General features: G+C 70.6%; 23 protein-coding genes. 11 read left to right on the forward strand and 12 right to left on the reverse strand.

All coding sequences use genetic code 11. The annotated features are described in order from the left end of the window. Window positions 1-45: 45 nt before the first annotated feature. Entirely contained in the window at window positions 46-927 is an 882-nt protein-coding gene (locus tag IE278_RS12535; RefSeq protein ID WP_189771683.1) for a nitroreductase/quinone reductase family protein, read from the reverse strand. Between the two features lie 575 nt (window positions 928-1,502). On the opposite strand from IE278_RS12535, the gene IE278_RS12540 reads away from it, so the two are divergent. From IE278_RS12540 to IE278_RS12550, 3 genes are all read left to right on the forward strand, one after another. After that, window positions 1,503-1,859: a hypothetical protein gene (locus IE278_RS12540; RefSeq protein WP_189771684.1), complete on the forward strand. Its 357-nt coding sequence runs from the start codon at window positions 1,503-1,505 to the stop codon at window positions 1,857-1,859. 167 nt (window positions 1,860-2,026) lie between these two features. Next, the gene (locus tag IE278_RS12545) at window positions 2,027-2,677 is read left to right on the forward strand and encodes a carboxymuconolactone decarboxylase family protein (RefSeq protein ID WP_189771686.1); all 651 of its coding nucleotides are present in this window, start codon (window positions 2,027-2,029) and stop codon (window positions 2,675-2,677) included. Beyond that, window positions 2,674-3,546, forward strand: coding sequence for an RNA polymerase sigma-70 factor (locus IE278_RS12550; protein ID WP_189771688.1), 873 nt, complete (start codon window positions 2,674-2,676; stop codon window positions 3,544-3,546). The genes IE278_RS12545 and IE278_RS12550 overlap by 4 nt, the downstream gene beginning before the upstream one ends. A gap of 105 nt (window positions 3,547-3,651) precedes the next feature. On the opposite strand, the gene IE278_RS12555 is transcribed toward IE278_RS12550, so the two are convergent. After that, window positions 3,652-4,524: a GNAT family N-acetyltransferase gene (locus IE278_RS12555; RefSeq protein WP_189771690.1), complete on the reverse strand. Its 873-nt coding sequence runs from the start codon at window positions 4,522-4,524 to the stop codon at window positions 3,652-3,654. 424 nt (window positions 4,525-4,948) lie between these two features. Between IE278_RS12555 and IE278_RS12560 the strand changes: the two genes are divergently transcribed. The 3 genes from IE278_RS12560 (at window position 4,949) to IE278_RS12570 (ending at window position 6,741) form a co-directional block, all read left to right on the forward strand. Continuing rightward, window positions 4,949-5,527, forward strand: coding sequence for a helix-turn-helix domain-containing protein (locus IE278_RS12560; protein WP_189771691.1), 579 nt, complete (start codon window positions 4,949-4,951; stop codon window positions 5,525-5,527). A 152-nt stretch (window positions 5,528-5,679) separates the two neighbouring features. Then, the gene (locus IE278_RS12565) at window positions 5,680-6,276 is read left to right on the forward strand and encodes a hypothetical protein (RefSeq protein ID WP_189771693.1); all 597 of its coding nucleotides are present in this window, start codon (window positions 5,680-5,682) and stop codon (window positions 6,274-6,276) included. Window positions 6,277-6,399: 123 nt separating this feature from the next. Continuing rightward, window positions 6,400-6,741 (forward strand): DUF2516 family protein, encoded by a 342-nt coding sequence (locus IE278_RS12570; RefSeq protein ID WP_189771695.1) that lies wholly within the window; start codon window positions 6,400-6,402, stop codon window positions 6,739-6,741. 429 nt (window positions 6,742-7,170) lie between these two features. Here IE278_RS12570 and IE278_RS12575 read toward each other — a convergent pair whose 3' ends face one another. From IE278_RS12575 to IE278_RS12585, 3 genes are all read right to left on the reverse strand, one after another. Continuing rightward, window positions 7,171-8,715 (reverse strand): PP2C family protein-serine/threonine phosphatase, encoded by a 1,545-nt coding sequence (locus IE278_RS12575; RefSeq protein ID WP_189771697.1) that lies wholly within the window; start codon window positions 8,713-8,715, stop codon window positions 7,171-7,173. Between the two features lie 427 nt (window positions 8,716-9,142). Next, the gene (locus tag IE278_RS12580; protein WP_189771699.1) at window positions 9,143-10,252 is read right to left on the reverse strand and encodes a C40 family peptidase; all 1,110 of its coding nucleotides are present in this window, start codon (window positions 10,250-10,252) and stop codon (window positions 9,143-9,145) included. A 359-nt stretch (window positions 10,253-10,611) separates the two neighbouring features. After that, entirely contained in the window at window positions 10,612-11,421 is an 810-nt protein-coding gene (locus IE278_RS12585) for a class I SAM-dependent methyltransferase (RefSeq protein ID WP_189771701.1), read from the reverse strand. 301 nt (window positions 11,422-11,722) lie between these two features. Here IE278_RS12585 and mshA point away from each other — a divergent pair, with 301 nt between their 5' ends. The 3 genes from mshA (at window position 11,723) to IE278_RS12600 (ending at window position 15,485) form a co-directional block, all read left to right on the forward strand. Then, the gene (gene mshA / locus IE278_RS12590) at window positions 11,723-13,060 is read left to right on the forward strand and encodes a D-inositol-3-phosphate glycosyltransferase (protein ID WP_189771703.1); all 1,338 of its coding nucleotides are present in this window, start codon (window positions 11,723-11,725) and stop codon (window positions 13,058-13,060) included. Next, window positions 13,053-13,562 (forward strand): type III secretion system chaperone family protein, encoded by a 510-nt coding sequence (locus IE278_RS12595; RefSeq protein WP_189771706.1) that lies wholly within the window; start codon window positions 13,053-13,055, stop codon window positions 13,560-13,562. Before mshA ends, IE278_RS12595 begins: the two co-directional genes overlap by 8 nt. Before the next feature lie 111 nt (window positions 13,563-13,673). Continuing rightward, window positions 13,674-15,485 carry a glycosyl hydrolase family 28-related protein gene (locus IE278_RS12600; protein ID WP_246570279.1) on the forward strand — a complete coding sequence of 604 codons (1,812 nt, stop codon included), beginning with the start codon at window positions 13,674-13,676 and terminating at the stop codon, window positions 15,483-15,485. Between the two features lie 71 nt (window positions 15,486-15,556). On the opposite strand, the gene IE278_RS12605 is transcribed toward IE278_RS12600, so the two are convergent. Beyond that, window positions 15,557-16,357: a helix-turn-helix transcriptional regulator gene (locus IE278_RS12605; protein ID WP_189771708.1), complete on the reverse strand. Its 801-nt coding sequence runs from the start codon at window positions 16,355-16,357 to the stop codon at window positions 15,557-15,559. A gap of 49 nt (window positions 16,358-16,406) precedes the next feature. Between IE278_RS12605 and IE278_RS12610 the strand changes: the two genes are divergently transcribed. Next, complete coding sequence (locus IE278_RS12610; RefSeq protein ID WP_246570280.1) at window positions 16,407-16,862, forward strand: DUF2000 domain-containing protein; 456 nt, start codon at window positions 16,407-16,409, stop codon at window positions 16,860-16,862. Window positions 16,863-16,895: 33 nt separating this feature from the next. Here the strand turns inward: IE278_RS12610 and IE278_RS12615 are convergent, their stop codons facing one another. Continuing rightward, entirely contained in the window at window positions 16,896-18,194 is a 1,299-nt protein-coding gene (locus IE278_RS12615) for an MDR family MFS transporter (RefSeq protein WP_189771712.1), read from the reverse strand. A 241-nt stretch (window positions 18,195-18,435) separates the two neighbouring features. Between IE278_RS12615 and IE278_RS12620 the strand changes: the two genes are divergently transcribed. Beyond that, on the forward strand, window positions 18,436-19,197 hold the full coding sequence (locus tag IE278_RS12620) for a phosphoglyceromutase (protein ID WP_189771714.1): 762 nt from the start codon (window positions 18,436-18,438) through the stop codon (window positions 19,195-19,197). 78 nt (window positions 19,198-19,275) lie between these two features. Here the strand turns inward: IE278_RS12620 and IE278_RS12625 are convergent, their stop codons facing one another. The 5 genes from IE278_RS12625 to IE278_RS12645 all read right to left on the reverse strand — a co-directional run bounded on the left by IE278_RS12625 (window position 19,276) and on the right by IE278_RS12645 (window position 24,300). Continuing rightward, window positions 19,276-20,511, reverse strand: coding sequence for a tyrosine-type recombinase/integrase (locus IE278_RS12625; protein WP_189771716.1), 1,236 nt, complete (start codon window positions 20,509-20,511; stop codon window positions 19,276-19,278). A gap of 78 nt (window positions 20,512-20,589) precedes the next feature. Continuing rightward, entirely contained in the window at window positions 20,590-20,829 is a 240-nt protein-coding gene (locus IE278_RS12630; protein ID WP_189771717.1) for a helix-turn-helix domain-containing protein, read from the reverse strand. 438 nt (window positions 20,830-21,267) lie between these two features. Next, window positions 21,268-22,743: an AICE element replication initiation protein gene (locus IE278_RS12635; RefSeq protein ID WP_189771718.1), complete on the reverse strand. Its 1,476-nt coding sequence runs from the start codon at window positions 22,741-22,743 to the stop codon at window positions 21,268-21,270. Continuing rightward, window positions 22,736-23,578 carry a bifunctional DNA primase/polymerase gene (locus tag IE278_RS12640; protein WP_189771719.1) on the reverse strand — a complete coding sequence of 281 codons (843 nt, stop codon included), beginning with the start codon at window positions 23,576-23,578 and terminating at the stop codon, window positions 22,736-22,738. The genes IE278_RS12635 and IE278_RS12640 overlap by 8 nt, the downstream gene beginning before the upstream one ends. Next, window positions 23,575-24,300 (reverse strand): DNA cytosine methyltransferase, encoded by a 726-nt coding sequence (locus tag IE278_RS12645; RefSeq protein WP_189771720.1) that lies wholly within the window; start codon window positions 24,298-24,300, stop codon window positions 23,575-23,577. The genes IE278_RS12640 and IE278_RS12645 overlap by 4 nt, the downstream gene beginning before the upstream one ends. Between the last annotated feature and the right edge of the window lie 91 nt (window positions 24,301-24,391).

Genomic DNA, 24,391 nt, shown 5'->3' on the forward strand with positions numbered 1-24,391 from the left:
GGTGAGTTGTGTGCGTGCTTCGCGTGAGGGGTGGCACGCGGTGGTCTAGTGGGCCGACCCGGCCGACCCGGCCGACTTTGCCGGCGCGTCCAGTACAGGGATCAACTGCTCCTCCTCGTACGTCAGATGTGCTTCGAGCGCGGTGGTCAGACGCTCGACCTCCTCGCGTACGTGCCGGGGGTCCACCGGGACTGCCGGGTCCGCGCCGATGACCTGTTTCAACTCCGCCGTCAGTTCGGCGATCCGCTCGTGTTCCTCGCGCAGGCGGTCGATGACCGGGGCGAGGTCCGGGTGGCTGTCGGCCAGGAACGGGAACATGGCGATGTCCTCGCCCGTGTGGTGGTTGTGCAGGCCCTGGCAGAACGTCAGGCAGTTGATACGGAGCTGCGCGCCGAGCGTGGGGCCCGTGTTGCCGATCTCCTTGCGGATCAGGGCGAGTTCACGGCGGAAGGCGTCATGGATCAGCCGCACGTACTGGCCCATCGAGGAGGCGCCGACGTTCGGCGGTCCGTCGCTCGGGTTCTGGTGGAGGGCGACCACCGGGATCACCCTGCTGGTCCTGGCCTGGTAGTCGGCCCAGCCCGGGTCGGCCTCGACCGCGCGGGCGAACGCGTCGTCGCGTGCCGTGCCCTCCAGGACCTCGGCCGTGGCCTCGTACGTGAACACGCCGCTCTCGACGGTGACCTGCGGATGCGCGACCAGGTTGTGGAACCAGTCCGGATGCTTCGGAGCGCCCGCGGCCGAGGCGATGACCAGCACGTCCCCGTCCCCGTCGGCGTAGTAGGCGACGGGTGTGGTGTGCCGCTCCCCGGAACGGGCTCCCGTGGTGGTCAGGAGGATCAGCCGGGCCCCCTCGAAGGGGCCGCCGACCTCCCCGGCGTTGGCGCGGAACTCTTCGATGATCTGCTGGTTGAAGTCGTTGGGCATTCTTTTCTCTCTGCTGGATTCATTCCGGATCCACTCCGGAATGAATTTGGATGTCTTCCGGGTCGTTCCGGAAAAGGGCATGGGGAATCGCCGCGGGGCGAATTGCGCACCGCGCACGCCGCGCACGCCGTGCACGGTGGAACCCGCGGTGAATTGAGCGCAGCGCGGCGCGGCACGGCACGACGGATGGGAACGGAACGTGACGCGGCGGAACGCTGACGCGGTGAGGACGGTGACGGCGCGGCGAGACGTGCGGCTGCGCGTGCGAAGGCACGCCTGGCGGCATCGTGCTGCGGCGCAAAGTGCGCGTATGCGTGGGGGCGGCCCTCTGGCCCGCCCGGGCCTCACTTGGAGGCCGGGAACCCTACTGTTCGTTGGCCAATGGCCGACCCGGCAGTCATGGCGGAAATGTTAGGGGAATGCGGGCGTTCGGGCAATGGCGGACAGGAAATCGAGTTCAGGCAGTGGCGCTCAAGTAATGGTGTTCAGGCAAGGGGTTGTCGCAGTGCCTCTTTGTCATAGCCGTGACGGATGCACGGTGGACCGCCGGCACCCCTCCGTGGTCGACTCCTGTTATGAGTCTGTCGGTCGATGTGTACGTGCCCCGTGCGGAGGGCGGCATCGAGGTGCTGGACGTTCCGCCCGGACGCTCCGACGCGGCGGGCCCGGAACAGTGGCGCACCGAGGTGTGGGGGTCGGAGCCGGTCCGTTCGCTGGGCGCGCGGTTCCTTCCGCGGCTCGCCACCGAGGACCTCACCGTGGCACCGGACGAGATGCCCGCCTTCCTCGCCGAGTGCGCGCTCATCCGTACGCAGCTGGCACGGCTCGCCCCGGCCCTCGCCCCCGCAGACGCCGTGAGCCGCAGGCTGGACAACATCGTGGACGCGGCCCGGCGGGCGTCGGACATCGGGGGCGGGATCATCATCTGGTAGGCGACAGCCGGAGCCGGGCCGATGTCACGCTCCTGGGCGCTGCCTCGTTCCCGGGCTGTGTCGCGTTCCTGGGTGATGTCACGTTCCTGGGTGATGTCACGTTCCCGGGCCCGCCGGTGTCTTCATGCCGAACCGGAACGGCAGACGTCCGAGGAGGACAGGACACCATGGCACTACGCATCACGAAGGCGGAACTCCCCGCCGAGGTCGAGCAGGACATGATCAAGCAGTTCGGCGCGGTCCCCGAGCCCTTCGCGGTGACGGCGCACAACCCCAAGGTCGCCCGGGACTCCTCGGAGATGGGCGGCAAGGTCAATGAGTGGGACATGGCCGACGAGGGTCTGAAGACGTTCGCGCACATGGCGGTCGCGGCGCTGGTCGGCTGCGGTTGGTGCCTCGACATCAACTACTTCCAGGCGCTGAACAAGGACCTGGACCTGAACAAGGCGAGCCAGGTGCCGCGTTGGCGGGAGTCGGACGTGTTCACACCGCTGGAGCGGGACGTGCTGGAGTACGCCGAGGCCATGACGCACACACCGCCGACCGTCACCGACGAGCAGTACGCGAGTCTGCTCGGCCGGCTCGGCGAGGCGGCCATGGTCGAGCTCACCGCGTCCGTCGCCTTCGCCAACCTGGCGACCAGGAACAACTCGGCGCACGGGATCAGCTCGCAGGGCTTCTCCGACGCGTGCGGGATTCCGCTGTCCGCGCGACCGGAGACGCGTCCTGAGCCGCGTTCCGAGCCGCGTTCCGAGACAGGGCCCGAGACACGGCCCGAGCCGCGTTCTGAGCAGTCCGGCGTGGCGTCGACGGCATGACCGGCGACGCCGATCCGTTCGTCGTCCATCGCGCCCTGCTGTTCAAGGTGGCCTACGAGATGCTCGGGTCGGCGGCCGACGCCGAGGACGTACTGCAGGAGTCCTGGCTGCGGTGGGCCGACGTCGACCGGTCGCAGGTGCGCGACCCGAGGGCGTACCTCGTCCGGGTCGTCACACGGCAGGGACTCAACCGGCTGCGTTCGTTGTCGCGCAGCCGGGAGGAGTACGTGGGTGAGTGGCTGCCGGAACCGCTGCTGACCAGCCCCGACGTCGCCGAGGACGTCGAACTCGCGGAGAGCGTGTCGATCGCGATGCTGACCGTCCTGGAGACGCTCGGGCCCACCGAGCGGGCGGTGTTCGTGCTCCGCGAGGTCTTCGAGATGCCGTACGGCGAGATCGGCGAGGCCATCGGGAAGTCGGCGGCCACGGTACGGCAGGTCGCACGGCGGGCCCGCGAGCATGTGGCCGCGCGGCGGCCACGGGTACGGGTGAGCCCGTCGGAGCAACAGGCCGTCGTGGAACGGTTCCTGCTCGCGCTGCGCACCGGACGGTTGCGGGAACTGATGGAGGTCATGGCGCCGGACGTGGTCCTGATCGCCGACGGGGGCGGGCTGGTGCCGGCCGCGCGGGCTCCGGTCCACGGGATCGAACCGGTGTCGGTGTTGCTCGCGCGCGTGAGCCAGGTGGCGGCGGTCGCCGAGACGACGGCCGTGTGGCTCAACGGCGCACCCGCGGTACGTATCGAGATCGGCGGCGAGTCGGCGGCGGTGAGCCTCGTCGTGGAGGACGGGCGGGTCACCCGGATCTACGTGGTGAGAAACCCGCACAAGCTGACACGGCTGGACGAGCCGGCGGAACTCGCCAGGTAGATCCCGCCGCCGTCACCCGCTGGCGTTACCCACTGGCGGGGGGGGGCTTATCAGGGGGCGGCATGGGTGTTCCGGGCGGTGGGGGTCCGTCCGGAACACCCACGGTCACGCGAGGTCCCCCGCGAATTCGTAGGCCGACCAGTTGGTGAGCAGGCGGTAGCCGAGGCGCTGGTAGAGGGCGTTGCTGGTGGGGTTCGCCAAGTCCGTGAACAGGACGACCTCCCTCGCGCCCGCGGCCAGCGCGGCCCGGCTCACCTCCGCCGTCACGGCACCCGCGTAACCGTGACCGCGCAGGTGGGGCGGGGTGTAGACGACGTCCACCTGTACCTGGCCGCCGATCACCGGATTCATGCCCGCGACGGATACGGAGGTGCCGTCCGGGGTCTCCCAGAGCGTGTAGGTCTTGTCGGCGTAGCGGGTGCCGGCCCAGGAGTCTGCGTCGATGGAGACGTCCTCTCCGGTGGCCCTGGCGAACTCGCCGCACCAGTACATGACGTCATCGAGGTCCTGCTCGCCCAGCAAACGACCCCGGCCCGCCGGGTGCGGATCGGGCGGGGTGAGCGTGCCGAGCCGGTACAGGCCCAGCCGCGTGTCCCGGAGTTTCGGCGTCGCGCCCGTGTGCCGCTGCCACGCCTCGGCGAAGAGGGCGGCGGAGCCGTCGTCCCCGCTGACGGCGGGGAGGGAGTGCCCGAGGGCGGCCAGGTGGGCGGCGAGACCGTCGGCCTGCTCGGGGGTGAGCGGGGTGGGGACCAGGGCGCGGGCCGGGAGACGGTAGAAGGCGGCGCGGACCTCACCCGCCTGCTCCAGCAGGCCGAAGAGGGCCGGTCCGGCGCCGAAAGCCGCCGTCCCACGTGCCCGCAGGCGGGCGGCCCACGTCAGCGGCATGACGTGCAGGCCGGGCCGTGAGCGCAGGAAGTCGCCGGCGCGGGCGAGGAAATCGTCGACGTCTTCGGTGAGATACCAGTCGTCCGGTCGCATACGGGGGCAGTCCTTGGGTCGGGTCCGGGGGGGTGTCGGGTCTGGGGATTGGGCCGGCTACGCGGGGCGGGTCTCGTGTCGGTCCTTGGCCGTGGCGTGCGCGCATAAGCCAACTCGCTTGTCCCTACGCCTACTTACACCCCTCGGCCGTACATGAATCCTCGGCCGGAGAAGCGGCCCACCCCCACTTCTTCAGCGGCTCGCGGTGTGAACGGTCTTCGGGCCGCAGCGCATACCGATGTGGACGCAGCCCCGCGGCGGATGCGCGACGCCGACTTCGCGTACGGCCTCGACCGGGTCCTGGACGGCTTGGCGGCACGGCTCACGGGCTGGGTGGCGGCGCCGGATCGCTCCGGGAGTGGTGTAGCGCACTTTTGCAAGCACGTGCTTGCAAAAGTTAGCGCGGGTGGTGCAGGGTAGGGGCATGGCATCGCTCAACGTCGGCAATCTTGGTGAGTATCTGCGGGACCAGCGGCGCAACGCGCAGCTGAGTCTGCGGCAGCTCGCCGAGGCGGCCGGGGTGTCCAATCCGTATCTGAGCCAGATCGAGCGCGGGCTGCGCAAGCCGAGCGCGGAGGTGTTGCAGCAGGTCGCCAAGGCCCTGCGGATCTCCGCCGAGACGTTGTACGTCCGCGCCGGGATTCTCGACGCCGAGCGGGACCGGGACGAGGTGGAGACGCGTGCGGTCATCCTCGCCGACCCGACGCTCACCGAGCGGCAGAAGCAGGTGCTGCTCCAGATCTACGAGTCCTTCCGCAAGGAGAACGGGTTCGAGATCAAGGCGGTCGAGGGCGCTCCGGACGCGGATGGCGTAGCAGACGTGTCAGGCGCGCCGGTCGGGTCGGACCTGGCGAGTGTGTCGGACGTATCAGCCGTCGCACGCGTCACGGATGGTGGGGACACCGTCGTCGACACGGCCCGCACGGCCGACGGCAGCGATGCCCTGCAGAACGACCCGCACGACCCGCGTCACCCGCACGATCAGCAGTCCTCCGCGAGCTGACCGGGCCCGGCATCACGACCGGGCACGGAACGCCCCGGCCCCGTCCCGTTCGGACGGGCCAGTCGGCCGGCCGGCCGACTGCGGAGTAAGTACCGACAGACAGACCACACCCTCACGCTCCACGCGATAGCGATTCCGGGAGGACCATCACCATGGCCATCACCGACGACCTGCGCAAGACCCTCAGCGACCCGACCCCCCTCTACTTCGCCGCCGGTACGGCCGATCTGGCCATCCAGCAGGCCAAGAAGGTGCCGGGCATCGTCGAGCAGCTGCGCGCCGAGGCGCCGGCCCGTATCGACGCCGTACGGGGCATCGACCCGAACGCCGTCCAGGAGAAGGCCACCGCCCGCGCCAAGGAGGCGCAGGAGACCCTTCAGACCAAGGTGAACGGCTTCATCAGCACCCTGGACACCGACCTGAAGAAGATCGGTGAGACGGCTCAGGACTTCGCCCTGCGCAGCGTCGGCGTCGCCGCCGAGTACGCCGTGAAGGCGCGCGAGACCTACGAGAAGGTCGCCGAGCACGGCGAGCAGACCGTGAAGACCTGGCGCGGCGAGGCGGCCGAGGAGATCGAGGAGCTCGCCATCGCCGTCGAGCCGAACCCCGAGCCCGCCGAGGGCACGATCGTGACGCCCGCCGAGGCCAAGACCGAGCCCGCCGCCGCGAAGAAGGCTCCGGCGAAGAAGGCCCCGGCCGCCCGCAAGACCACCACCACGGCCAAGAAGTCGACGCCGCCCGCCAAGTAGGACGCGGGCCGCGCACACGACGGGAACGGGTCGGGCACTCCGGGCACTATCGGAGTTCCCGGCCCGTTCTGCGGGTACGGTGACCGCGTAGGGACGACGGACTCGACACGGGTGGTGGGCAAAGTGCTCCTGACGGCATTCGGTGGCCTCATGTGGCTGCTCTACACCGCCATGCTGGTGCTCGCGGTGGTGGCGCTGGTCATGGCAGGACTGGCCCGCGACGACGCCTACCGCGCCGCGAACAAGCAGACCAAGATGTTCTGGCTGATCCTTCTCGGTCTCGCGGTGGCCGTGAACCTGCTGGTGCCGATGCTCTTCCTGCAGATCGCGTTCCTCGTCGCCACGATCGTCTTCTTCGTGGACGTCCGGCCCGCTCTCCAGCAGGTCTCGGGCGGCGGGCGGGGCGGCCGCCGGGGCGGCAGCAGCAGCGACGGCCCGTACGGCCCGTACAACGGCGGCCGCTGATCCCGGCCCCGGGGCCGGTGTACACACGGCGGCTGTACGGGGGGCTCCGGAGTGACGTGCGGGTCGGTGGAGGTCGCCCGCGCAGTTCCCCGCGCCCCTAAAAGCAGGGCCCGCCTTGTCAGGGGCCCGCGCAGTTCCCCGCGTCCGCGCCCCTGAGAGCAGGGTCCGCCTCGTACTGTGGGGGCGCGGGGAACTGCGCGCCCAGCCCTCACGGCGCGCACGTTCGAAAGCAGGGCCCGCCCTCTCAGGGGCGCGGGGAACTGCGCAACCAGCCCTCACGTCGGCGCACGTTCCCCCGGCAGCCCTCGCGAGCCCGGAGGCTCCGAGCACCAGCCGACCGCGCCGAGCAAGCACAGCTTCCGGCGCAGTCGCCGACGCCGGCCCGGGCGGAGGCGGAAACGGAGGCGTAGGCGCAGGCGGACCCCGCGCTTACGGCACGCGATCCAGCAGCAGTACCGCCACGTCGTCCGTGAGCTCCCCACCGTTGAGGTCCCGCACCTCGTTCACGGCGGCCCGCAGCAGTTCCTCGCCCCGCAGCCCCTGTGCCAGCTGGCGGCGGACCATGTCCACCATCCCGTCCTGGCCGAGCCGCTCCCTGCCCTCGCCGGTGCGGCCCTCGATCAGGCCGTCCGTGTAGAGCATCAGGCTCCACTCGCCGCCCAGCTCCACCTGCTGGCGCGGCCACCGGGCGTTCGGCAGCAGACCGAGCGCCGGGCCGCCGTTCTCGTACGGCAGCAGCTCGGCGACGGGAGGCGCCTGCACGCCCCCGATCCCGCCGATCCCGTCGGTCCCGTCCGCGCCCACCAGGGCACGGGAGCGGGCCGGACGCGAGACCAGCGGAGCGGGATGGCCCGCCAGGCACAGACCCGCGCGGCGGCCGTCCGGCGCGATGTCCACCGTGCAGAGCGTCGCGAAGATCTCGTCGCTGTCGCGCTCGTGCTCCAGGACCTGCTGGAGCGTCGACAGCAGCCGGTCGCCGCACAGGCCCGCCAGGGTCAGCGCGCGCCAGGCGATCCGCAGCTCCACACCGAGCGCGGCCTCGTCGGGGCCATGACCGCAGACATCGCCGATCATGGCGTGGACGGTGCCGTCGGGGGTGCGGACCGTGTCGTAGAAGTCGCCGCCGAGCAGCGCGCGCGAGCGGCCGGGCCGGTAGCGCGCGGCGAACCGCAGCGAGGAGCCCTCCAGGAGCGGGGTGGGCAGCAGACCGCGCTCAAGCCGCGCGTTCTCCTGCGCACGCAGCTTGGACTCGGTCAGCCGTCGCTCGGCCCGGTCGGAACGTTTGCGCTCCACCGCGTAGCGGACCGCGCGGCTCAGCAGCCGGCTGTCCAGCTCGTCACGGAAGAGATAGTCCTGGGCGCCGACGCGTACGGCTTCCGCGCCGCGCTCGGTGTCCTCGGCCGGGGTGAGCGCGAGGACCGCGTGCCGGGGCGCGAGCCGCAGCACGTGCCTGAGCGTGGCCAGCTCGTCGTCCGGCTCCGGGTCCGGCCCCATCTGCGCCGACGTCCCCTCGGACGTGGTGGCGGGGCCGGGCGTCCGCAGCGCGAGGTCGAGCAGGATGCACTGGACGTCGTCGGTGAGCAGCCGCTCGGCCTCGGTGAGGTTGCGGGCGGTACGGACCCGGATCTGCTTGCCGGCCGCGTCCCGCAGTTCGGGCACGGTCAGCGCGCCGGCCGGATCGTCCTCGATCACGAGCAGCGTCAGCGGGGCGGTGCCGTTGGCGGAGGTGCCGTGGTGGGCACTGCCGTGGTGACCGCCGCCGGTGCTGCCGCCGTGACCGTTGTGGCCGGTGTCGTCGGTCTCGCCGTGGGAGGCGTCGCCGGAGGTGCCGTGCCTCGTCGAGGACGGCTCCTGGCCGGACAGGGCGCCGGGTGCGGGCGCGGCCTGTGCCGGTCCGCCGGATGGAGACGCGGCGTGAGCCTGTCCACCTTCCACGGCGGGGATCGCTCTCTGCCGCGGTACGGGTACGGGCATCGTCTTGGGTTCCTTCCCTCCCCCCGAGGGCATGGCGGGTCAAGGGATCTCGATCCACCGACGGGGACCATAGCGTCAGGCGCCGTCACATAGGAATGGCGGCAGCCCACACGCGGGGAAAACGGCCGCCGTCATATGCCGCATCCTGTACCGCAATTGGGCAGGATGTGCGCTTGTACGGGATGACGTACATCACGCCCCACCGGTTTAGCGGCGGCCCCGAACGTGCCGCGGATCACGTGTGGCAGGTCACTGCGGCGACGGCGGTGGCGCTGGTGGCGGCGGGGCCGGCGCCACCACTGTCGGTGGCGGTGGCAACGGCGGTACGCGTCCACGGCCCGGCCGGTTCGTCGGGCGTACCGAGGTGGCGTACGGCGTGTCCGCGGGCGGGCGGCGCGTCAGGCGGGACGCGCGCCCCGTGCGGGCCTCACGTGCCGGGTCGGACCACGCCGAGTATCGGCATCGAGCCCGCCCCCGCGATCGTCACCGTACGACCGGGGCGCGGGGCGTGGACCATCGCGCCGTCGCCGACGTACATCGCGACATGGCTGGCGTCGGAGTTGTAGATGATCAGGTCGCCGGGGCGCATGGCCTCGACGGCGACGCGGTCGAGTTGCTTCCACTGCTCCTGCGAGGTGCGGGGGATGGTCTGTCCGGCGGCGGCCCACGCCTGTGAGGTGAGTCCGGAGCAGTCGAACGTCTTCGGGCCCTCGGCGCCCCACTCGTACGGTTTGCCGATCTGTGCGGTCGCGTACTTCACGGCCTTCTTGCCCTGCGCGGAGGCCGTGCCGCTGATCTCGCCGAGGATGCCGGAGTCCAGCCAGGTCGTCTGCGCCTTGCGCGCGGCCTCCTGCTCCAGCTTGGCCAGGCGCTCCTTCTCGTCCTTCTCCAGCTGGGACTCGAGCTCCTCGGCGGCGGCGATCTGCTTCTTGATCTTCTTCTTGGCCTTGGCCTTCGCCTCGCGGTTGGCTTCGAGCTTCGTCCACTGGGCCGCCGCGTCGCGCGCGTACTGCTCCAAATCCTGCTGGGTGCGCCGCATCTCGGCGAGCAGGCCCTTGGTCGCCTGCGCGCCCTGGCGGATCCGGCCCGCGCCGTCGAGGAAGGCCTGCGGGTCGTCGCTGAGCATCAGCTGGGCCTCGTCCGGCAGCCCGCCGATCCGGTACTGGGCGCGGGCGGCGGCGCCCACGCGCTTCTTCAGCACCTCCAGCCGGGCCTTGCCCTCGACGATCTCGCGGGCGAGCCCGACGATCTGCGTGGACTGTTTCTCGGTCCGCTCCTCTGCGAGGTTGTACGCGTCCGTGGCGACCGCCGCGTCGTGGTACAGCCCCTCCAGCTTCACGCGGACCGCTTCAAGGTCCGCGGTGCTCACGGGTGTTGAGCTGGGGGCCGGGCTCGGGACGGGCGTCCGGGTCGGGTTCGGTGTGGGTGCGGGTGTCGGCGTCGGGGCCGCGTACGCCACCCCCGGCGCGGCCAGGATGACTGCCGCGCAGGCCAGGGCCATGGCCGTAGTGGTCACGCTCCGCACACCGGTCCCCATGAACCGACCCCCCAACTGATTTACCGTCAGTAACTTAGGAACGCCTCGGGGATCGTGCCACGGCGGCGCGGAATACGACAGAGGCGGGCAAGAACTCCCGCTTCCCTTCCGCCCCTTCCCCACCCCTCACTGCCCACTCGCCGGTGATCTCCTTCGCGTTCCCCGTCAATGTGACGAATGACTCATCGAGATCGTTCCCGCCACGTCAGAGGGCCGTCGGGTGGCCTGTCCGAGGCCCGTCCGGAGACCGTGGCGAGCCCGTCAGAAGGCGGTCGGGTGCCTGAGGCAGGTCCGTCGGATGCCCGGGGGAGGTCTGCCGGGTGCGGGGGGAAGGTCTGCCGCCGGGTGGTGTGCCGGTCCTACGCGCCCGGCGCCAACGCCTCCCACCGCACGGTCACTTCGCCCTGCCGCCACCGCGCCACCCCGTCCACGACCGGCCAGTCGGCCGCCAGATCGCGGACCGCCCGGATCCATCGCTGCCGGGCGCCGTACGAGGCGTACGGCGCGGCCGATGCCCACGCGCGGTCGAAGTCGCGCAGGAAGGCGTGCACCGGTTCACCCGGGACGTTGCGGTGGATGAGGGCCTTGGGGAGGCGTTCGGCCAGGTCGGACGGGCGGTCCAGGGAGCCGAGGCGGGTGGCGAAAGTGACGGTCCGCGGGCCCTCGGGGCCGAGCGCGATCCACACGTGCCGGCGGCCGATCTCGTCGCACGTGCCCTCGACGAGGAGCCCGCCGCGTGAGCCGGCGTCCGCCGGGGCCAGGCGCGCGCACAGCCGGGCCCACACCGCGGCGACCTCGGCCTCCTCGTACTGCCGCAGGACGTTCGCCGCGCGGATCAGCGTCGGCCGCACGGGCAGGGGGATCTCGAAGCCGCCGTGCCGGAACCGGAGGCCCTCGCGTTCGTACGGCTTCGCGGCGGCGACCCGGGCCGGGTCGATCTCGACGCCGACCACGCGCGCGCGTGGAGCGGCGGTACGCAGGCGCTGGAGCAGCTCGACCGCGGTCCAGGGGGCCGCGCCGTATCCGAGGTCGACCGCCACGGGGTCGGCGGCGCGGCGCAGTTCGACGCCGTGGGTGGCCGCGATCCAGCGGTCCATGCGGCGGAGGCGGTTCGGGTTGGTGGTCCCGCGCGTCACCGTCCCCACGGGTTTCGCTGCGCGGGCGTTCATGGGGTCAAGGGTAAGCGGCGCGTTGGCGTGAGCTCCGGCTCGGTGCGGGCGTCACGGGGGCTGCCGCCCCCCGGGGGCCCCGCTGTCTGCCTCCGGCCTCGTCCTCAAACGCCGGACGGGCTGAAAAGGCACCCCCCGACCCACCCGCACGCAGAACCACCTCGAACGGTTGAGCGAACCACGGCAATGATTCGGTAAAGAGGAAATGGAGCAGAGTCTTCCGGCGTTCAGGACTTGACGGGGGCTCCACGCCCCGCCGCAGGCATGCCCGCAGCACGGTCCGTAGAAGGAGGAACGCCACGTGAGCCAGTACGTGAGCAGGCTCGGGCGCCGCTCGCCGGCGGCCTCGACGAGGCTTCGCCTGCATCGCAGGCCACGCCGCGTGGCGATGCTCTCCGTGCACACCTCACCGCTGCACCAGCCCGGCACGGGCGACGCGGGCGGCATGAACGTCTACATCGTGGAACTGGCCCAGCGCCTCGCCGCGATCAACATCGAGGTCGAGATCTTCACGCGCGCGACCACCGGGGCCCTGCCGCCCAAGGTGGAGCTCGCGCCCGGCGTCCTGGTCCGGCACGTGGACGCCGGCCCCTACGAAGGCCTCGCCAAGGAGGACCTGCCCGCCCAGCTGTGCGCCTTCACGCACGGGGTGATGCAGGCCTGGGCCGGCCACCGCCCCGGCTACTACGACCTCGTCCACTCGCACTACTGGCTCTCCGGACAGGTCGGCTGGCTGGCCGCCGAACGCTGGGGCGCCCCCCTCGTGCACGCCATGCACACCATGGCGAAGGTCAAGAACGCCGCCCTGGCCGAGGACGACACCCCCGAGCCCGCCGCCCGCGTCATCGGCGAGACCCAGATCGTCCGCGCCGCCGACCGCCTCATCGCCAACACCTCGGAAGAGGCCGACGAGCTCGTACGGCACTACGAGGCCGAGCAGAGCAAGGTCGCGGTCGTCCACCCGGGCGTGAACCTCGACCGTTTCCGCCCGGCCGACGGACGTGCCGCCGCCCGCGCGCGGCTCGGCCTCCCGCAGGACGCCCTCATACCGCTCTTCGCGGGCCGCATCCAGCCCCTGAAGGCGCCCGACGTGCTGTTGCGCGCGGTCGCCGTCCTCCTGGAGGAGCGCCCCGACCTGCGCTCGAACATCGTCGTCCCCATTGTGGGCGGCCCGAGCGGCAGCGGTCTCGCCAAGCCCGAGGGGCTGCAGAAACTCGCCGCCCGGCTGGGCATCGCCGACGTGGTGTGCTTCCGTCCGCCGGTCGGCCAGGAGCAGCTGGCGGACTGGTTCCGGGCCGCGTCCGTCCTGGTGATGCCCTCCTACAGCGAGTCGTTCGGGCTCGTCGCCATAGAGGCGCAGGCGGCCGGTACGCCGGTGCTCGCCGCCGCGGTGGGCGGCCTGCCGGTCGCGGTCCGCCACAAGGAGACGGGCTTTCTGGTGTCCGGGCACAATCCCGTCGACTACGCGCGCGTGCTGCGCGATTTCGCCGACAACCGCGCGCTCCCGGACCGGATGGGCGCGGCCGCCGCCTGGCACGCGAAGTCCTTCGGCTGGGACACGGCGGCGGCGGCCACGGCCGACGTCTACACGGCGGCGATGAACGAACACCGCCGTCACGTACGCTCCCACCATGGCTGACACGAAGGCTGCGGAGCGGGCGACGGGGACCGTCGAGGAGTTCCTCAAGGACGCCGAACTGGAGTGGGAGAGCCCGGAGTCCGGCCACTTCGTGGTGAAGCTCCCCGGCACCCGGAAGCTGTCGACGACCGTCTCGCTGATCGTCGGCAGACACTCCCTGTCGCTGAACGCCTTCGTCATCCGGCACCCGGACGAGAACGAGGGCGGGGTGCACCGCTGGCTCCTGGAACGCAACCTCAAGCTCTACGGAGTGGGGTACGCCGTCGACCCGCTCGGTGACATCTATGTGGCGGGCAAGCTGCCGCTGGCCGCGGTCACCGCCGACGAGGTCGACCGGCTGCTCGGGTCGGTCCTGGAGGCCGCCGACGGCAGTTTCAACACCCTCCTGGAGCTCGGTTTCGCGTCCGCGATCCGCAAGGAGCACGCCTGGCGGGTGTCGCGCGGCGAGTCCACGCGCAACCTGGACGCGTTCAGCCACCTGACCCAGCGTCCGACCGACTGAGTCAGCGGTCCGTACCAACTGCCAGTAGATAACCTCCGTACGACCCTTTCCCGCCCCGCGGGTGCCGTGTCATGCTCACCGCCAACGCACATCTGAACTTTGTTCACATCCATGGAATCCCCATCCCTGGAAGGCGGTTCGGGCATGAGCGACCGTGGCGCGGGCATCACCAGACGGGCCCTGCTGGGCATCGCGACAGCCGTGGCGGCGGGCACGGCGACCGGCGCATCCGCGGCACCCGTGGCAGCCGCGACCGGCGGCACGCCCGCGGCGCCCGCGACCGGCGCACCCGCAGCACCCGCGCCCGGCGCGTCCGCGGCCGCCGCGACAGCCCGGCCGCAGGTACCCGGCCTCTGGCGGGAGCTGACCCGCACCCCGTACACGCACCCGCAGATCCCGTACGTCGGCAGAGCCGGCCAACGCGCCGGGGCGGCGCACTTCCCCCGCCGCCCCGGTAGGTCCGTCGTGCCCGTCGTGGTCGACGTCCGCGCCCACGGCGCCACGGCGGACGGCTCGGCCGACTCCGCACCCGCGATCAACCGTGCCATCGCCGCTGCCGGAAGGGCCGGCGGTGGCACGGTACTCATCCCACCCGGCACCTACCGCCTCGACGGCCTGATCCACATCGGGTACTCGAACGTCGTCCTGCGCGGCGCGGGCAGCGCCCGTACGAAGCTCCGCGCGACCCGGAACCTCACCGAGCTGATCGGTGTCTACGGATCGCGTTACGGCGGCGACAAGTCGTCCTGGTCCTGGGCGGGCGGCCTGGTCTGGCTCTGCCCCACGGACCGCTTCACCACCCTGACGGACGCCATCCGCGCCAAGGAGTGGCCCTTCGAGGGCTGGACGGGCAACAAACGGGACGAGTGGCGGACGCTGACCACCCTCGAACCGGCCCGCCAGGGCTCCTGGACGGTGACCGTCACGGACCCGGGCCACCTCGCCCCCGGCGACCTCGTCCTCCTACGCCTCGCGGATGACACCGACCACACCCTTCTGGAACACATGGCGGGCGGCGGCCCCGGCCCGGAGGCATACGTCTGGGACGACAAGACAAAACTGACCAGCTATGTCCCGTACGAGTGGCCCGTGCGCATCACGCGCGTGCGGGGCAGAAAGGTCACCCTGGAGCGCCCGCTCCCGCTCGACCTACGCCCGGAATGGGACCCGCGCCTGACCACCCATGTGAAGGCCCTCACGGGATCAGGGGTGGAGGGCCTCACCCTGGAGGCCGTCGAGACCCCGCAGTCCCCGCACCTCCTGGACAAGGGCTACAACGGCGTCACCTTCCAGTGCGCGTACGACTGCTGGGCCGACGACATCGTCGTACGGCACATGGACAACGGCTTCGGGCTCGTCGCCGCCTCGGCCTGCACCCTGAGGAACACCCGGGTCGCGGGGCGGGGCACGCACCACCCGTACTTCTGCCGGGAGGGGTCGCACGACAACCTCGTCGACCGCTTCACGATCGAGGAACGCACGACCCCCGCCCCCGCGAACACCCAGCTCCACGGCATCAACGTGGAGGGTCTCTCCTCGTACAACGTCTGGTCGCGCGGCGACATGCGCATGGGTACCTTCGACTCGCATCGCGGGATGCCCTTCGCGAACGTCCGCACCGACATCACGGTCGTCAACAACGGCCGTCACGGCGGCGACGCGAGCGCGGGTCCCCTCTTCGGCGCCCGCTTCACCCACTGGAACATCCGCGTCACCAACGGCCGCGCCGGCCTGATGAGGATCGACGGCCTGGCCCCGTACAGCGCCACCGTCGGCATCAACGAGGTGACGGAGTTCGACCAGATCGACGTACCCGACTTCACCGGACCGCTGCGCTCCCGCCTGGAGTTGTACGGGACGACGGACGCGGTACGTCCTCGGAACCTGTACGACGCGCAGCGCGAGCTGGGGCGGGATCTTTAGCGGGCGCTTCAGCCGGTGCTTCAGCCGGTGCTTCAGCCGGGGCATCAGCCCGTGCGTCGGCAACCGATGCTTCAGCGGGCGCTGTCGCGGTAACGGCCCGGTGCCACGCCGACGAGCCGCTTGAAGTGGCGGTTCAGATGGGACTGGTCGTAGAAGCCGGTCTCCGCGGCCACCTCGCCGGGTGCGCGGCCCGCCAGCAGCAGCCGGCGGGCCCGCTCCACCCGGCGTGACATCACGTACTGGTGCGGAGGTATCCCGTAGGCGCCGCTGAACGCCCGCACCAGATGGGCGGGGTGCGCGTGCACCAGCCCCGCGGCCTCCTGGAGGGTCACCCCCTGGAGAAGGCGTTCGTCGAGCAGTTCGCGGAGCCGGTGCGCGAGCGGGTGGTCGCCGTCCCGGCCGCCGTCCTTCACGAGCGCGGGCCGCAGATGGCCGCGCAGCCGCTCACCGATCAGGGTCAGTCTGCTCTCCGCCTCCAGTTCGTCACCGGGGTGGGAGAGGGCGGTGTGCAGCTGCCCGACCCGCCGGCGCAGCACCGGATCGAGGAAGTCGGGGGTGTCCACGGCCGCCCCGATGTACGTCTCGTCGAGGCGGCTGAGGTCCAGGTACAGGACACGCTTGCGGAAGCCGTCCGCGGTGATCGGCGAACCGTTGTGGGGAACGTGCGGCGGCAGCAGCGAGACCGTCCCGTCCGGGGTGCCGTGCTCGTGCCGGTCGAGGTCGTAGCGCACCGCGCCCGCGTCGACGAGCAGCAGGGTCCACGCGTCATGGACGTGCATCGGATACGCGTACTCCGTGAAGTGGGCGTGGAAGACCTCCACGACACCCGGCACGCTGGGGCGCCAGGCGGAGACCTCACGCCGGACCACCATGCAAACAACGTACAAGACCGGGGCGTACGCGGCCGGGCAGTCTCGAAGCATGAGCAGCGTGAGCAGCGAGACCCCTGACAACACCCCGGCCCCCGTCCGTTTCGACACCAAGATCGCCGTCCTGCTGCGCGAGGACCTGGAGCCGTGGCAGCGGCTGAACGTGACCGCGTTCCTGGTCAGCGGCCTGGGCCCGGCGGTCCCCGAGGTCATGGGGGAGCCGTACGAGGACGCCGACGGCGTCGGCTACCTGTCGATGTTCCGCCAGCCGGTGCTGGTCTTCGAGGGGACGAAGGAGACGCTGACGGCGGCCCACGGCAAGGCCCTGTCCCGCGCCCTGCCCCGCGCGCTCTTCACCTCGGACCTGTTCGCCACCGGCAACGACCGCGACAACCGGGCGGCGGTACGGGCCGTACCGACCGCGGACCTCGACCTGGTCGGCCTCGCGGTGTACGGCCCGCGCAACGCGGTGGACAAGGTGGTGAAGGGGGCGCGGATGCACCACTGAGGCGTACGGGCCGCCGCGAGCCGCTCCGGGTCGTTACGCGGGGCTGACCTCGGGCTTCTCGGCGCTGACGTCGGGCTTCCCGGTGTTGGACACGAGCAGGGGCGCGGGGAGGTCGGTGGTGGGCTCCTCGTCCGGGAGCTTGCGCATGAGCAGCCCGTACCCCAGTCCGGCCAGCGTGCCGACGGCCGCGCACACGCCCCACAGCCACGCCGCCCCGAACCGGTCGATGATCATGCCGGCCATCAGAGGCGCGACGAGGGCGGCGACGGACCAGGACATCGTGTACATGCCCTGGTACCGGCCGCGGCCCTGGGTGGGGGAGAGGCGGACGACCAGGCCGGTCTGGGTGGGCGCGTTCACGATCTCGGCGAGGGTCCAGACGCAGACCGTGAGCGCGAAGACGCCGACCGAGCCCGCGAAGGCGGTGAGCCCGAACCCGTACCCGGCGAGGACGGACGACACGACGAGGAGCCGCTTCGGGTCCCGGTGCTGGATGAAACGGGTGACGGGAAGCTGCAGTACGACGATGAGGACGCCGTTGACCGCGATCACCAGGCCGTAGTCGGCGGGCGTGAAACCCGCCGCGCCCATCGCCACCGGCAGCCCCACGAAACCCTGCTGGAAGATGAGCGCGACGAGGAAGGACAGCCCGACGACGCTCATGAACCGCCCGTCGCGCAGAACCGTCCCCAGACCGACCTCGGGTTCGCCGGCCGTCTTGGCGGTCGGCGCGGGCCGCGACTCGGGCAGCTTCACGAAGACGACGACCGCGCAGGCCAACGTCATCCCGGCCTCGATGAGGAAGCCGGCGAGGTAACTGACCTCCGCGATGAACCCGGCCGCCGTGGACGAGACGGCGAAGCCCAGGTTGATCGCCCAGTAGTTGAGCGAGAAGGCCCGCACCCGGTCCTCGGGCTTGACGATGTCGCCCATCATCGCCTGCACGGCGGGACGGGAGGCGTTGCTGGCCATGCCGACAAGGAAGGCGACGGCCGCGATGGACACCGGGTCGTGCACGAAGCCGAGCAGCGCGACGGAGACTGCGGTGGACGTCTGGGCGATGAGGAGGGTGGGCCGCCGCCCGAGCCGGTCCGTCATCACGCCGGCGCCGAGGGACGAGATCACTCCGCCGAGCCCGTGGAGCGAGGCGACGAGTCCTGCGTACGAGGCGGAGTAGCCGCGGTCGAGCGTCAGGTACAGGGCCATGAAGGTGGCGACGAAGGCACCGAGCCGGTTGACGAGCGTGCTGGTCCACAGCCACCAGAACTCGCGGGGGAGCCCGGAGAGGGTCTCGCGGGCGACACGTCTCGCACTCAGGGACGTGAACGGCATCGGGGACCCCCAGGTACGTGTGATCGGTAGGTGTCGGCGGTCCGCGCATGTAAGTGGCTGGTGCGGTGAGCGCGACTTACGGGAAATTTACGGGGGCGGGTTCGACGGCGGCCACTCAATTAACAGAAGTCGTCAAGTGACGACCTCTGTCGGTCGAAGCGGCGACGGTCGGACGGCGGACGGGTGTCCGTCTCCCGGGCAGGCGAGCGGACGCCGCGGGGTGTCGATTACGCTCGGGGCCATGGCCGACGCACCGTACAAGCTGATCCTCCTCCGCCACGGCGAGAGCGAATGGAACGCGAAGAACCTGTTCACCGGCTGGGTGGACGTCAATCTGACGGAGAAGGGCGAGAAGGAGGCAGTCCGCGGCGGTGAGCTGCTGAAGGACGCCGGCCTGCTCCCCGACGTGCTGCACACCTCGCTCCAGAAGCGCGCCATCCGCACGGCGCAGCTCTCCCTGGAGTCAGCGGACCGCCACTGGATCCCGGTCCACCGCAGCTGGCGCCTGAACGAGCGCCACTACGGCGCGCTGCAGGGCAAGGACAAGGCGCAGACCCTCGCGGAGTTCGGCGAGGAGCAGTTCATGCTGTGGCGCCGCTCGTACGACACCCCGCCGCCGCCCCTGGAGGACGGCACGGAGTTCTCGCAGTCGGACGACCCGCGCTACGCGACGATCCCGCCGGAGCTGCGCCCGCGCACGGAGTGCCTGAAGGACGTCGTCGTCCGCATGCTCCCGTACTGGTACGACGGCATCGTCCCCGACCTCCTGGCCGGCCGCACGGTCCTGGTCGCGGCGCACGGGAACTCGCTCCGAGCCCTGGTCAAGCACCTTGACGGCGTCTCGGACGCGGACATCGCGGGCCTGAACATCCCGACGGGCATCCCGCTCGCGTACGAACTGGACGCGTCCTTCAAGCCCCTGACCCCGGGCGGCACGTACCTGGACCCGGCGGCGGCCGCGGCGGCAATCGAGGCGGTCAAGAACCAGGGCAAGAAGAAGTAGCCTTTGTGATCATGCCTCCCACCTGCGCATACGGCGCAGATGGGAGGCATTTTTATGGCCTGGGACCACTCTGGGCCCTCAGCTCTCCGACCCGTGCGGGCGGAGAGCATGGCCGAGAGCCTTGCGGGCCCGGTCCCGGCTGCTCGGCAGGAGGTGCGCGTACACCTTCAAGGTCAGGCCGGGGTCGGAGTGCCCGAGGTACTCGGCAAGGGCCTTGATGCTCTCCCCGGCGTCCAGGAGCACGGACGCGTAGAAGTGCCGTAGGGCGTGCATCCCGTGCTCGCGAGCGGCGGCGTGCTCGCGGCTCTTGGCCTTCGGGATGACGCCGGCCTTCGCCAAAGCGGGCTTCCAATGATCCTCATTCAGCGATGTGCGCCAGACGTGCCCCCCGTTGGGGCCCGTGAAGATGAGCCGTTTGGTCACCGGCTGGCCGTTGGCGCGCATCCACGGAAGCGTGACCTCTACGGGTGGGAAGTGCTCCATGTGCTCTTTGAGGGCGTCCGCCACGGGATCAGGCAGCGGAACATCGCGGAGCTTGCCGCCCTTCGGAGGCGCGAACACGGCTTTGCTCAGGCTGAGCTTGAGTTGCTGCACCACATGCACGGTGCCGTTCTCGAAGTCCACGTCATCAGCGGACAGACCGAGGATCTCGCCCTGCCGCATACCGCATCCGGCGCCCACGTCGACCATGGGCCGGAAGCGTTCAACCATGGCGGAACGCATGGCAAAGACGCGTTCCGGTTCCCACGGAACGACACGGCGCGCGCCCATCGCGGGCAGCGTCACCGTGCGCGAGTGGCAGGGGTTCCGGCGCAGGCACCCGTCCTCCACAGCCGCCGAGAGCACGGCGCGGACATTGGAGAAGATGACGCGGGCGTACGCGCCGGACATGCCGGACGCTTCGAGCTGCGTCACGAACTCGCGCATGTGACTCGGCTGGAACGACCCGAGCTGCCGGGACCCGATGCGCGGGAACGCGTGCAACGTGAGCTGAGACTTCATCGACGCCCGGGTGTTCGGGTCACCGCTCTGGCTCGCGAGCCACTGCTCAGCGAACTCCTGGAACGTCGTACGCGACGCGTTCGGGTCGATGAAGTCACCACGGGCCACGTCCGCCGTGATGCTGCTCAACCACTGCTCAGCGAGACGCTTCTGTCCGTCGGGGAAGGACTTGCCCTTGCGTTGTCCGTCGGGCGTGAAGTAGCGGGCTCGGTAGCGCATGCCTGAGCCGTGGCGGTCGGTCTTGACGCGCACGGTCTTGCCGTTGGCGTCGGTGGTGGTCTTGAACCAGCGGTCTTGGATGCTTCCTGCCATCTGGCAGTGGTCCTCTCTCGACATGCAGCAGGGAGAGCCGCCGGGTAGCGGCTCTCCCTGCTGTGGCTGAGTGTTCGGCTAAGCGGCGGTGTCCAGCGCCTTGCGTTGCTCGACGTAGGCGCGGATGTCCGCAGGGTCGTAGCGGATGTGCTTTCCGATGCGGAATCCGGGCGGGCCCATGCGCTTCCGGCGCCACTGGTAGACGGTCTCTTTGGGCACCTCGAAGATTTCGGCGATGTCGTCGGGGGTGAGGTAGCGGTCCGGCAGCCCTGCGCGGAGCGTGGCGCGCGGGTCCGACTGTTCACGTACGGCTCTCATGACGTGTCCTCCGTGCGCGGGTGAAAGGTCGTGCGTCGGGGCGTGCCTGTCCGAGGTGCGGATTTCTGCGTCACCCTCGCCATCAGCGTCATTTGGTGCTCTGAGCTGCGGTTTTAGGTGACATGACGGATCGGGGCTGCGTCACCGCCACGTCATCACCTGCGTCACCGGGTGACGCAGGTGACGCAGGATGACGCAGAGAAAGCCGTCTGCGTCACCTCTGTTGGCGCAGGTCAGCAGCCGTTTTCCGGCCGGGGTGACGCGGGTGACGCAGGGTCTTCCTACTTAGGACAAAGAAGGGGCTGTGTAGTACTTGGGTGCGCCTTACAGAGCGAAGAAGGAGCCGCTGCGCGGCGCGACCTTGGGGCGGCGTTCCGCCGAACTGCAAGAGGAGCACGTGCTCCTCTTGCAGTTCGCTTGAGCGTGCGGGGAAGCGGGTCAGAACGCCCGCTTCTGCTCGTGCGGGGCCGGGGGGAGGGTGCGGGTCATTTCGAGGTAGCGGCCCGTCTTGGTGCGGCCCGCGTCGACGACCACACGGCGGGCCGCCAGGGTGGGCTGGAGGCGCTTGAGGCGGTCGGAGAGGACTTTGCCGGTGGTCGGCCATCCCTTGGGCAGGGGACGGCAGTCGGTGCCGCTGTAGAGGCTGCTGAGGCAGGCAAGCCACTCCGTGGACGTCATTCGTTGCGCCGTGCCTGGTTCGATGGTCTCGGCGTGCAGAAGGACGGTCTGCGCGAGGAGGTCACCCTCGATCACGTCGTCGTTCAGGTCGTCCAGACTGGCCCGGTAGGCGGGCAGCGCCCCGAGGCCGGTCGCGGCGTCGAACTGCGCGCACAGATGGGCGAAGTCCGCCATCCGCAGGTCCGTCGGTGTCTCCGCCTGCACGGCGCGGACCTTGACCGTGAGGTCCAGGAGCGAGCCGAGCACGACGGGCAGCACTTCCGCGTAGTCGGCCCACAGTTCGGCCTCGGTGCGACGGACCTTGGGCCGCTCCAACCGCAGCGGTAGAAGCCGGTCGGCGAGATCGGGACGGATGACTCCGACATCGATTCCGGTGAGGAGCAGAGGCCGGCGGTAGCCGACGCGGAAGACGTCCCCGTCGGTGAACAGGGCCCGCTTGACGCTCTCGGCTCCGGTCACGATGCAGCACATCGCGTCGGACAGGTCCGGCGTCACGTGGGAGAGGTTGTCCAGCGCGGTGACCCATCCCGCCGCCACGGCCGCGATCAGGCTTTCCTCGTCCTTCGGCGCCCGGCGCAGGTCACCGCTCATCCCCTCGATGATCCTGGTGAGCATCCGGCCCCCGGTGGACTTGCCCGCTCCCTGCGGTCCGGTGAGGAACGGCGCGGGCACGGGCACCGACGGTCCGAGGCAGCCGATCAGCCACACGATGGCCAGACACTCGGTTTCCGCGTTGGCGAAGTTGCACAGCCGCATCAGCAGGTCGATGCCCTTGCCCTCGGTGTCCTTGACCGGCAGGGGCAGTTCCCCGGTGAGCTGCGTGCGCCGCCAGGACACCTCACGCGGGTCGGGGGTGAGGATGTCCCACCCGGTGGGATGGATGCGGACGGACTTCCCGTCGTCGCGGCCCAGGTCCAGCCACGTCGCCCCGTCGAACCCGGGGGCCACGCGGATGTGCACGGGCTGCACCTGCTCCGTGAGGGCGAGTGCTTCGATCAGGTCCAACGCCTCTTTGATCGCGGACCCGTTGAACGCGCCGCGCCCGTCCCGGTACAGGCCGACCATGAGTTCCTGGCGGTGGCTACCGGTCGTTCCCTGCGAGCGGATCGGCCGGGCGACGGGGTGGCCGTTCTTCTGCGCGTACACGGTCCCGTCGGCGGTGCGGAAGTACCGGAAGTGGGCCTGTGCGTAGTCCGCGATGATCTCGCGGGCGGGGGTCTTGTCGTCGTCAGCCATGGTTCAGTCCCAACGTGGTCAGGGCGTTGGTCCACGCCTCGGTGCAGTGCCGGGCGGTCTCGCCCTTGGTCTGCGCGGCGGTGAACAGGCGCGCGGTGTGCGTCTCGGTGAGGCAGCCGCACCGGCCGTGCGTGGACAGCACCGCGAGGAACGTCCGGTAGACGGTCGCGTGGACCGCACTGCGGGCCTCGGTGATGCGCTGCTCCGCCATGGCAATGCCACGGTCCAAATAGGTCGGCGTGCGGTGCGGACACTCGCCACCACCGGGCAGCGCGGGCACCGTGACGGACACCGGACGGGTCGGGGCCGTCTCCTTCACGGTCAGCGCGCGCACGGCGTCGGGCAGGGCCGTCATGGTGCCGGTACCGGGCCCGAGGTAGCGGGCGTAGGCCATGGTCGACTTGATGTCGACGCCGGGCCGTACGGCGTTGGCGGACGGCATGGACCCCATGTAGAGCCAGTGCTCACCGCGCGTGGTCGGCACCGTTTGCGTGGAGGGCAGGGTTTCGCGGGCCCACGCGATGGCTTCGGCGTGGTCCAGGTCTACGACCGTCAGCCAGGCTCCGCCCGGGTGATAGGCAACCGCGCTCGCCTGCACCCAGGCACGGCGCCACATGCCGGACTGGATGACGTCCGGGTCCGTGGTCGCGGCGGCCCATCCGTGGCACGGGTACGGGCAGGTGCAGGGGCCGGGGGTCTTCATGTTCGGCCGGCCACCACACGCGTTGTCGGTGCAGCGGCGGCAGTTGCCGAACGGCACCTTGCCCACCCGCAACGGCAATACGGGGATCTGCGAGGCGGCCAGGCCGAGGGCGGTGCGCAGGTGCTCGCTCATGCCGCCACCCCCAGCACGCGGGAGGCGAGGAACGAGCGGCCGATGTGCTCGCTGTAGGCGGGCGGGATGGCCTCGGTCAGTTCCTCGCGCACGTTCGTCCATGTGATGTCCATGGCCTCTTGCAGCTCCGGGACGGTGGGTTTGCCGCCGCCGTTGCCGTAGGCGGCGACGTACGGGCCGTCGTAGAAGTGGCCGTGCCGGTAGCCGCGCACACGGCCCCGGTGCGGGACGTGGGCGGGCTGCTCGATCGTGCAGCCGCTCACCTCGAAGTTGCGGTGGCGGATGACTCCGAGCCCGTACATCTCCCCGCACAGGGTGAGGTCTTTGCGGATCTCCGCCTGCCCGTTGGGCTGCTCGATGACGTACGGCAAGCCGGTCCGATCGAGCAGGTCTCGGGTGGGAGCCACCAGGTCCACGTGGGTGCCGCCCCATCCGCGAGAACGATTGGTGCCCACGGTCAAGGTGTTCTTGGCCTGGCAGGGCGGCGACGCATGGACGAACGTGTACCGCCCGATCTCGCCAGACGTGATGAGGCGGGCGAGGTAGTCGAGCGCGTCACCCCGGTACCAGGTGAACGGATAGTTGGGCCGGTCGGCGATGTCGCAGCCGTGAACGCGGAACCCTGCGCGGGCGTAGCCCATGGCGGCGCCGCCGGCGCAGGAGAACAGGTCCAGCAGTAACGGGCGCTCGCCGTCTCGCCGGATGTCGGTGGGTTGCGTCATGCTGGAGGTCTCCAGTTCCTAGACGTGCTGGATTGGCGGCGGCCCCGGCTCTTGGTTGGATTGGGGCCGCCGTTGTCGTTCGCTGGAAGGG

Source organism: Streptomyces tauricus (assembly GCF_014650955.1).
In the GTDB taxonomy this organism is placed as follows: Bacteria; Actinomycetota; Actinomycetes; order Streptomycetales; family Streptomycetaceae; genus Streptomyces; species Streptomyces tauricus.

Coding starts and splice junctions, on each gene's coding strand:
- IE278_RS12535 (WP_189771683.1), bottom strand. CDS start 927: ATGCCCAACGACTTCAACCAGCAGATCATCGAAGAGTTCCGCGCCAAC.
- IE278_RS12610 (WP_246570280.1), top strand. CDS start 16,407: ATGAGCAGCGTGAGCAGCGAGACCCCTGACAACACCCCGGCCCCCGTC.
- IE278_RS12565 (WP_189771693.1), top strand. CDS start 5,680: ATGGCCATCACCGACGACCTGCGCAAGACCCTCAGCGACCCGACCCCC.
- IE278_RS12600 (WP_246570279.1), top strand. CDS start 13,674: ATGGAATCCCCATCCCTGGAAGGCGGTTCGGGCATGAGCGACCGTGGC.
- IE278_RS12625 (WP_189771716.1), bottom strand. CDS start 20,511: ATGGCAGGAAGCATCCAAGACCGCTGGTTCAAGACCACCACCGACGCC.
- IE278_RS12620 (WP_189771714.1), top strand. CDS start 18,436: ATGGCCGACGCACCGTACAAGCTGATCCTCCTCCGCCACGGCGAGAGC.
- IE278_RS12555 (WP_189771690.1), bottom strand. CDS start 4,524: ATGCGACCGGACGACTGGTATCTCACCGAAGACGTCGACGATTTCCTC.
- IE278_RS12635 (WP_189771718.1), bottom strand. CDS start 22,743: ATGGCTGACGACGACAAGACCCCCGCCCGCGAGATCATCGCGGACTAC.
- IE278_RS12645 (WP_189771720.1), bottom strand. CDS start 24,300: ATGACGCAACCCACCGACATCCGGCGAGACGGCGAGCGCCCGTTACTG.
- IE278_RS12595 (WP_189771706.1), top strand. CDS start 13,053: ATGGCTGACACGAAGGCTGCGGAGCGGGCGACGGGGACCGTCGAGGAG.
- IE278_RS12575 (WP_189771697.1), bottom strand. CDS start 8,715: ATGCCCGTACCCGTACCGCGGCAGAGAGCGATCCCCGCCGTGGAAGGT.
- IE278_RS12640 (WP_189771719.1), bottom strand. CDS start 23,578: ATGAGCGAGCACCTGCGCACCGCCCTCGGCCTGGCCGCCTCGCAGATC.
- IE278_RS12540 (WP_189771684.1), top strand. CDS start 1,503: ATGAGTCTGTCGGTCGATGTGTACGTGCCCCGTGCGGAGGGCGGCATC.
- IE278_RS12605 (WP_189771708.1), bottom strand. CDS start 16,357: ATGGTGGTCCGGCGTGAGGTCTCCGCCTGGCGCCCCAGCGTGCCGGGT.
- IE278_RS12630 (WP_189771717.1), bottom strand. CDS start 20,829: ATGAGAGCCGTACGTGAACAGTCGGACCCGCGCGCCACGCTCCGCGCA.
- IE278_RS12580 (WP_189771699.1), bottom strand. CDS start 10,252: ATGGGGACCGGTGTGCGGAGCGTGACCACTACGGCCATGGCCCTGGCC.
- IE278_RS12545 (WP_189771686.1), top strand. CDS start 2,027: ATGGCACTACGCATCACGAAGGCGGAACTCCCCGCCGAGGTCGAGCAG.
- IE278_RS12615 (WP_189771712.1), bottom strand. CDS start 18,194: ATGCCGTTCACGTCCCTGAGTGCGAGACGTGTCGCCCGCGAGACCCTC.
- IE278_RS12560 (WP_189771691.1), top strand. CDS start 4,949: ATGGCATCGCTCAACGTCGGCAATCTTGGTGAGTATCTGCGGGACCAG.
- IE278_RS12585 (WP_189771701.1), bottom strand. CDS start 11,421: ATGAACGCCCGCGCAGCGAAACCCGTGGGGACGGTGACGCGCGGGACC.
- IE278_RS12550 (WP_189771688.1), top strand. CDS start 2,674: ATGACCGGCGACGCCGATCCGTTCGTCGTCCATCGCGCCCTGCTGTTC.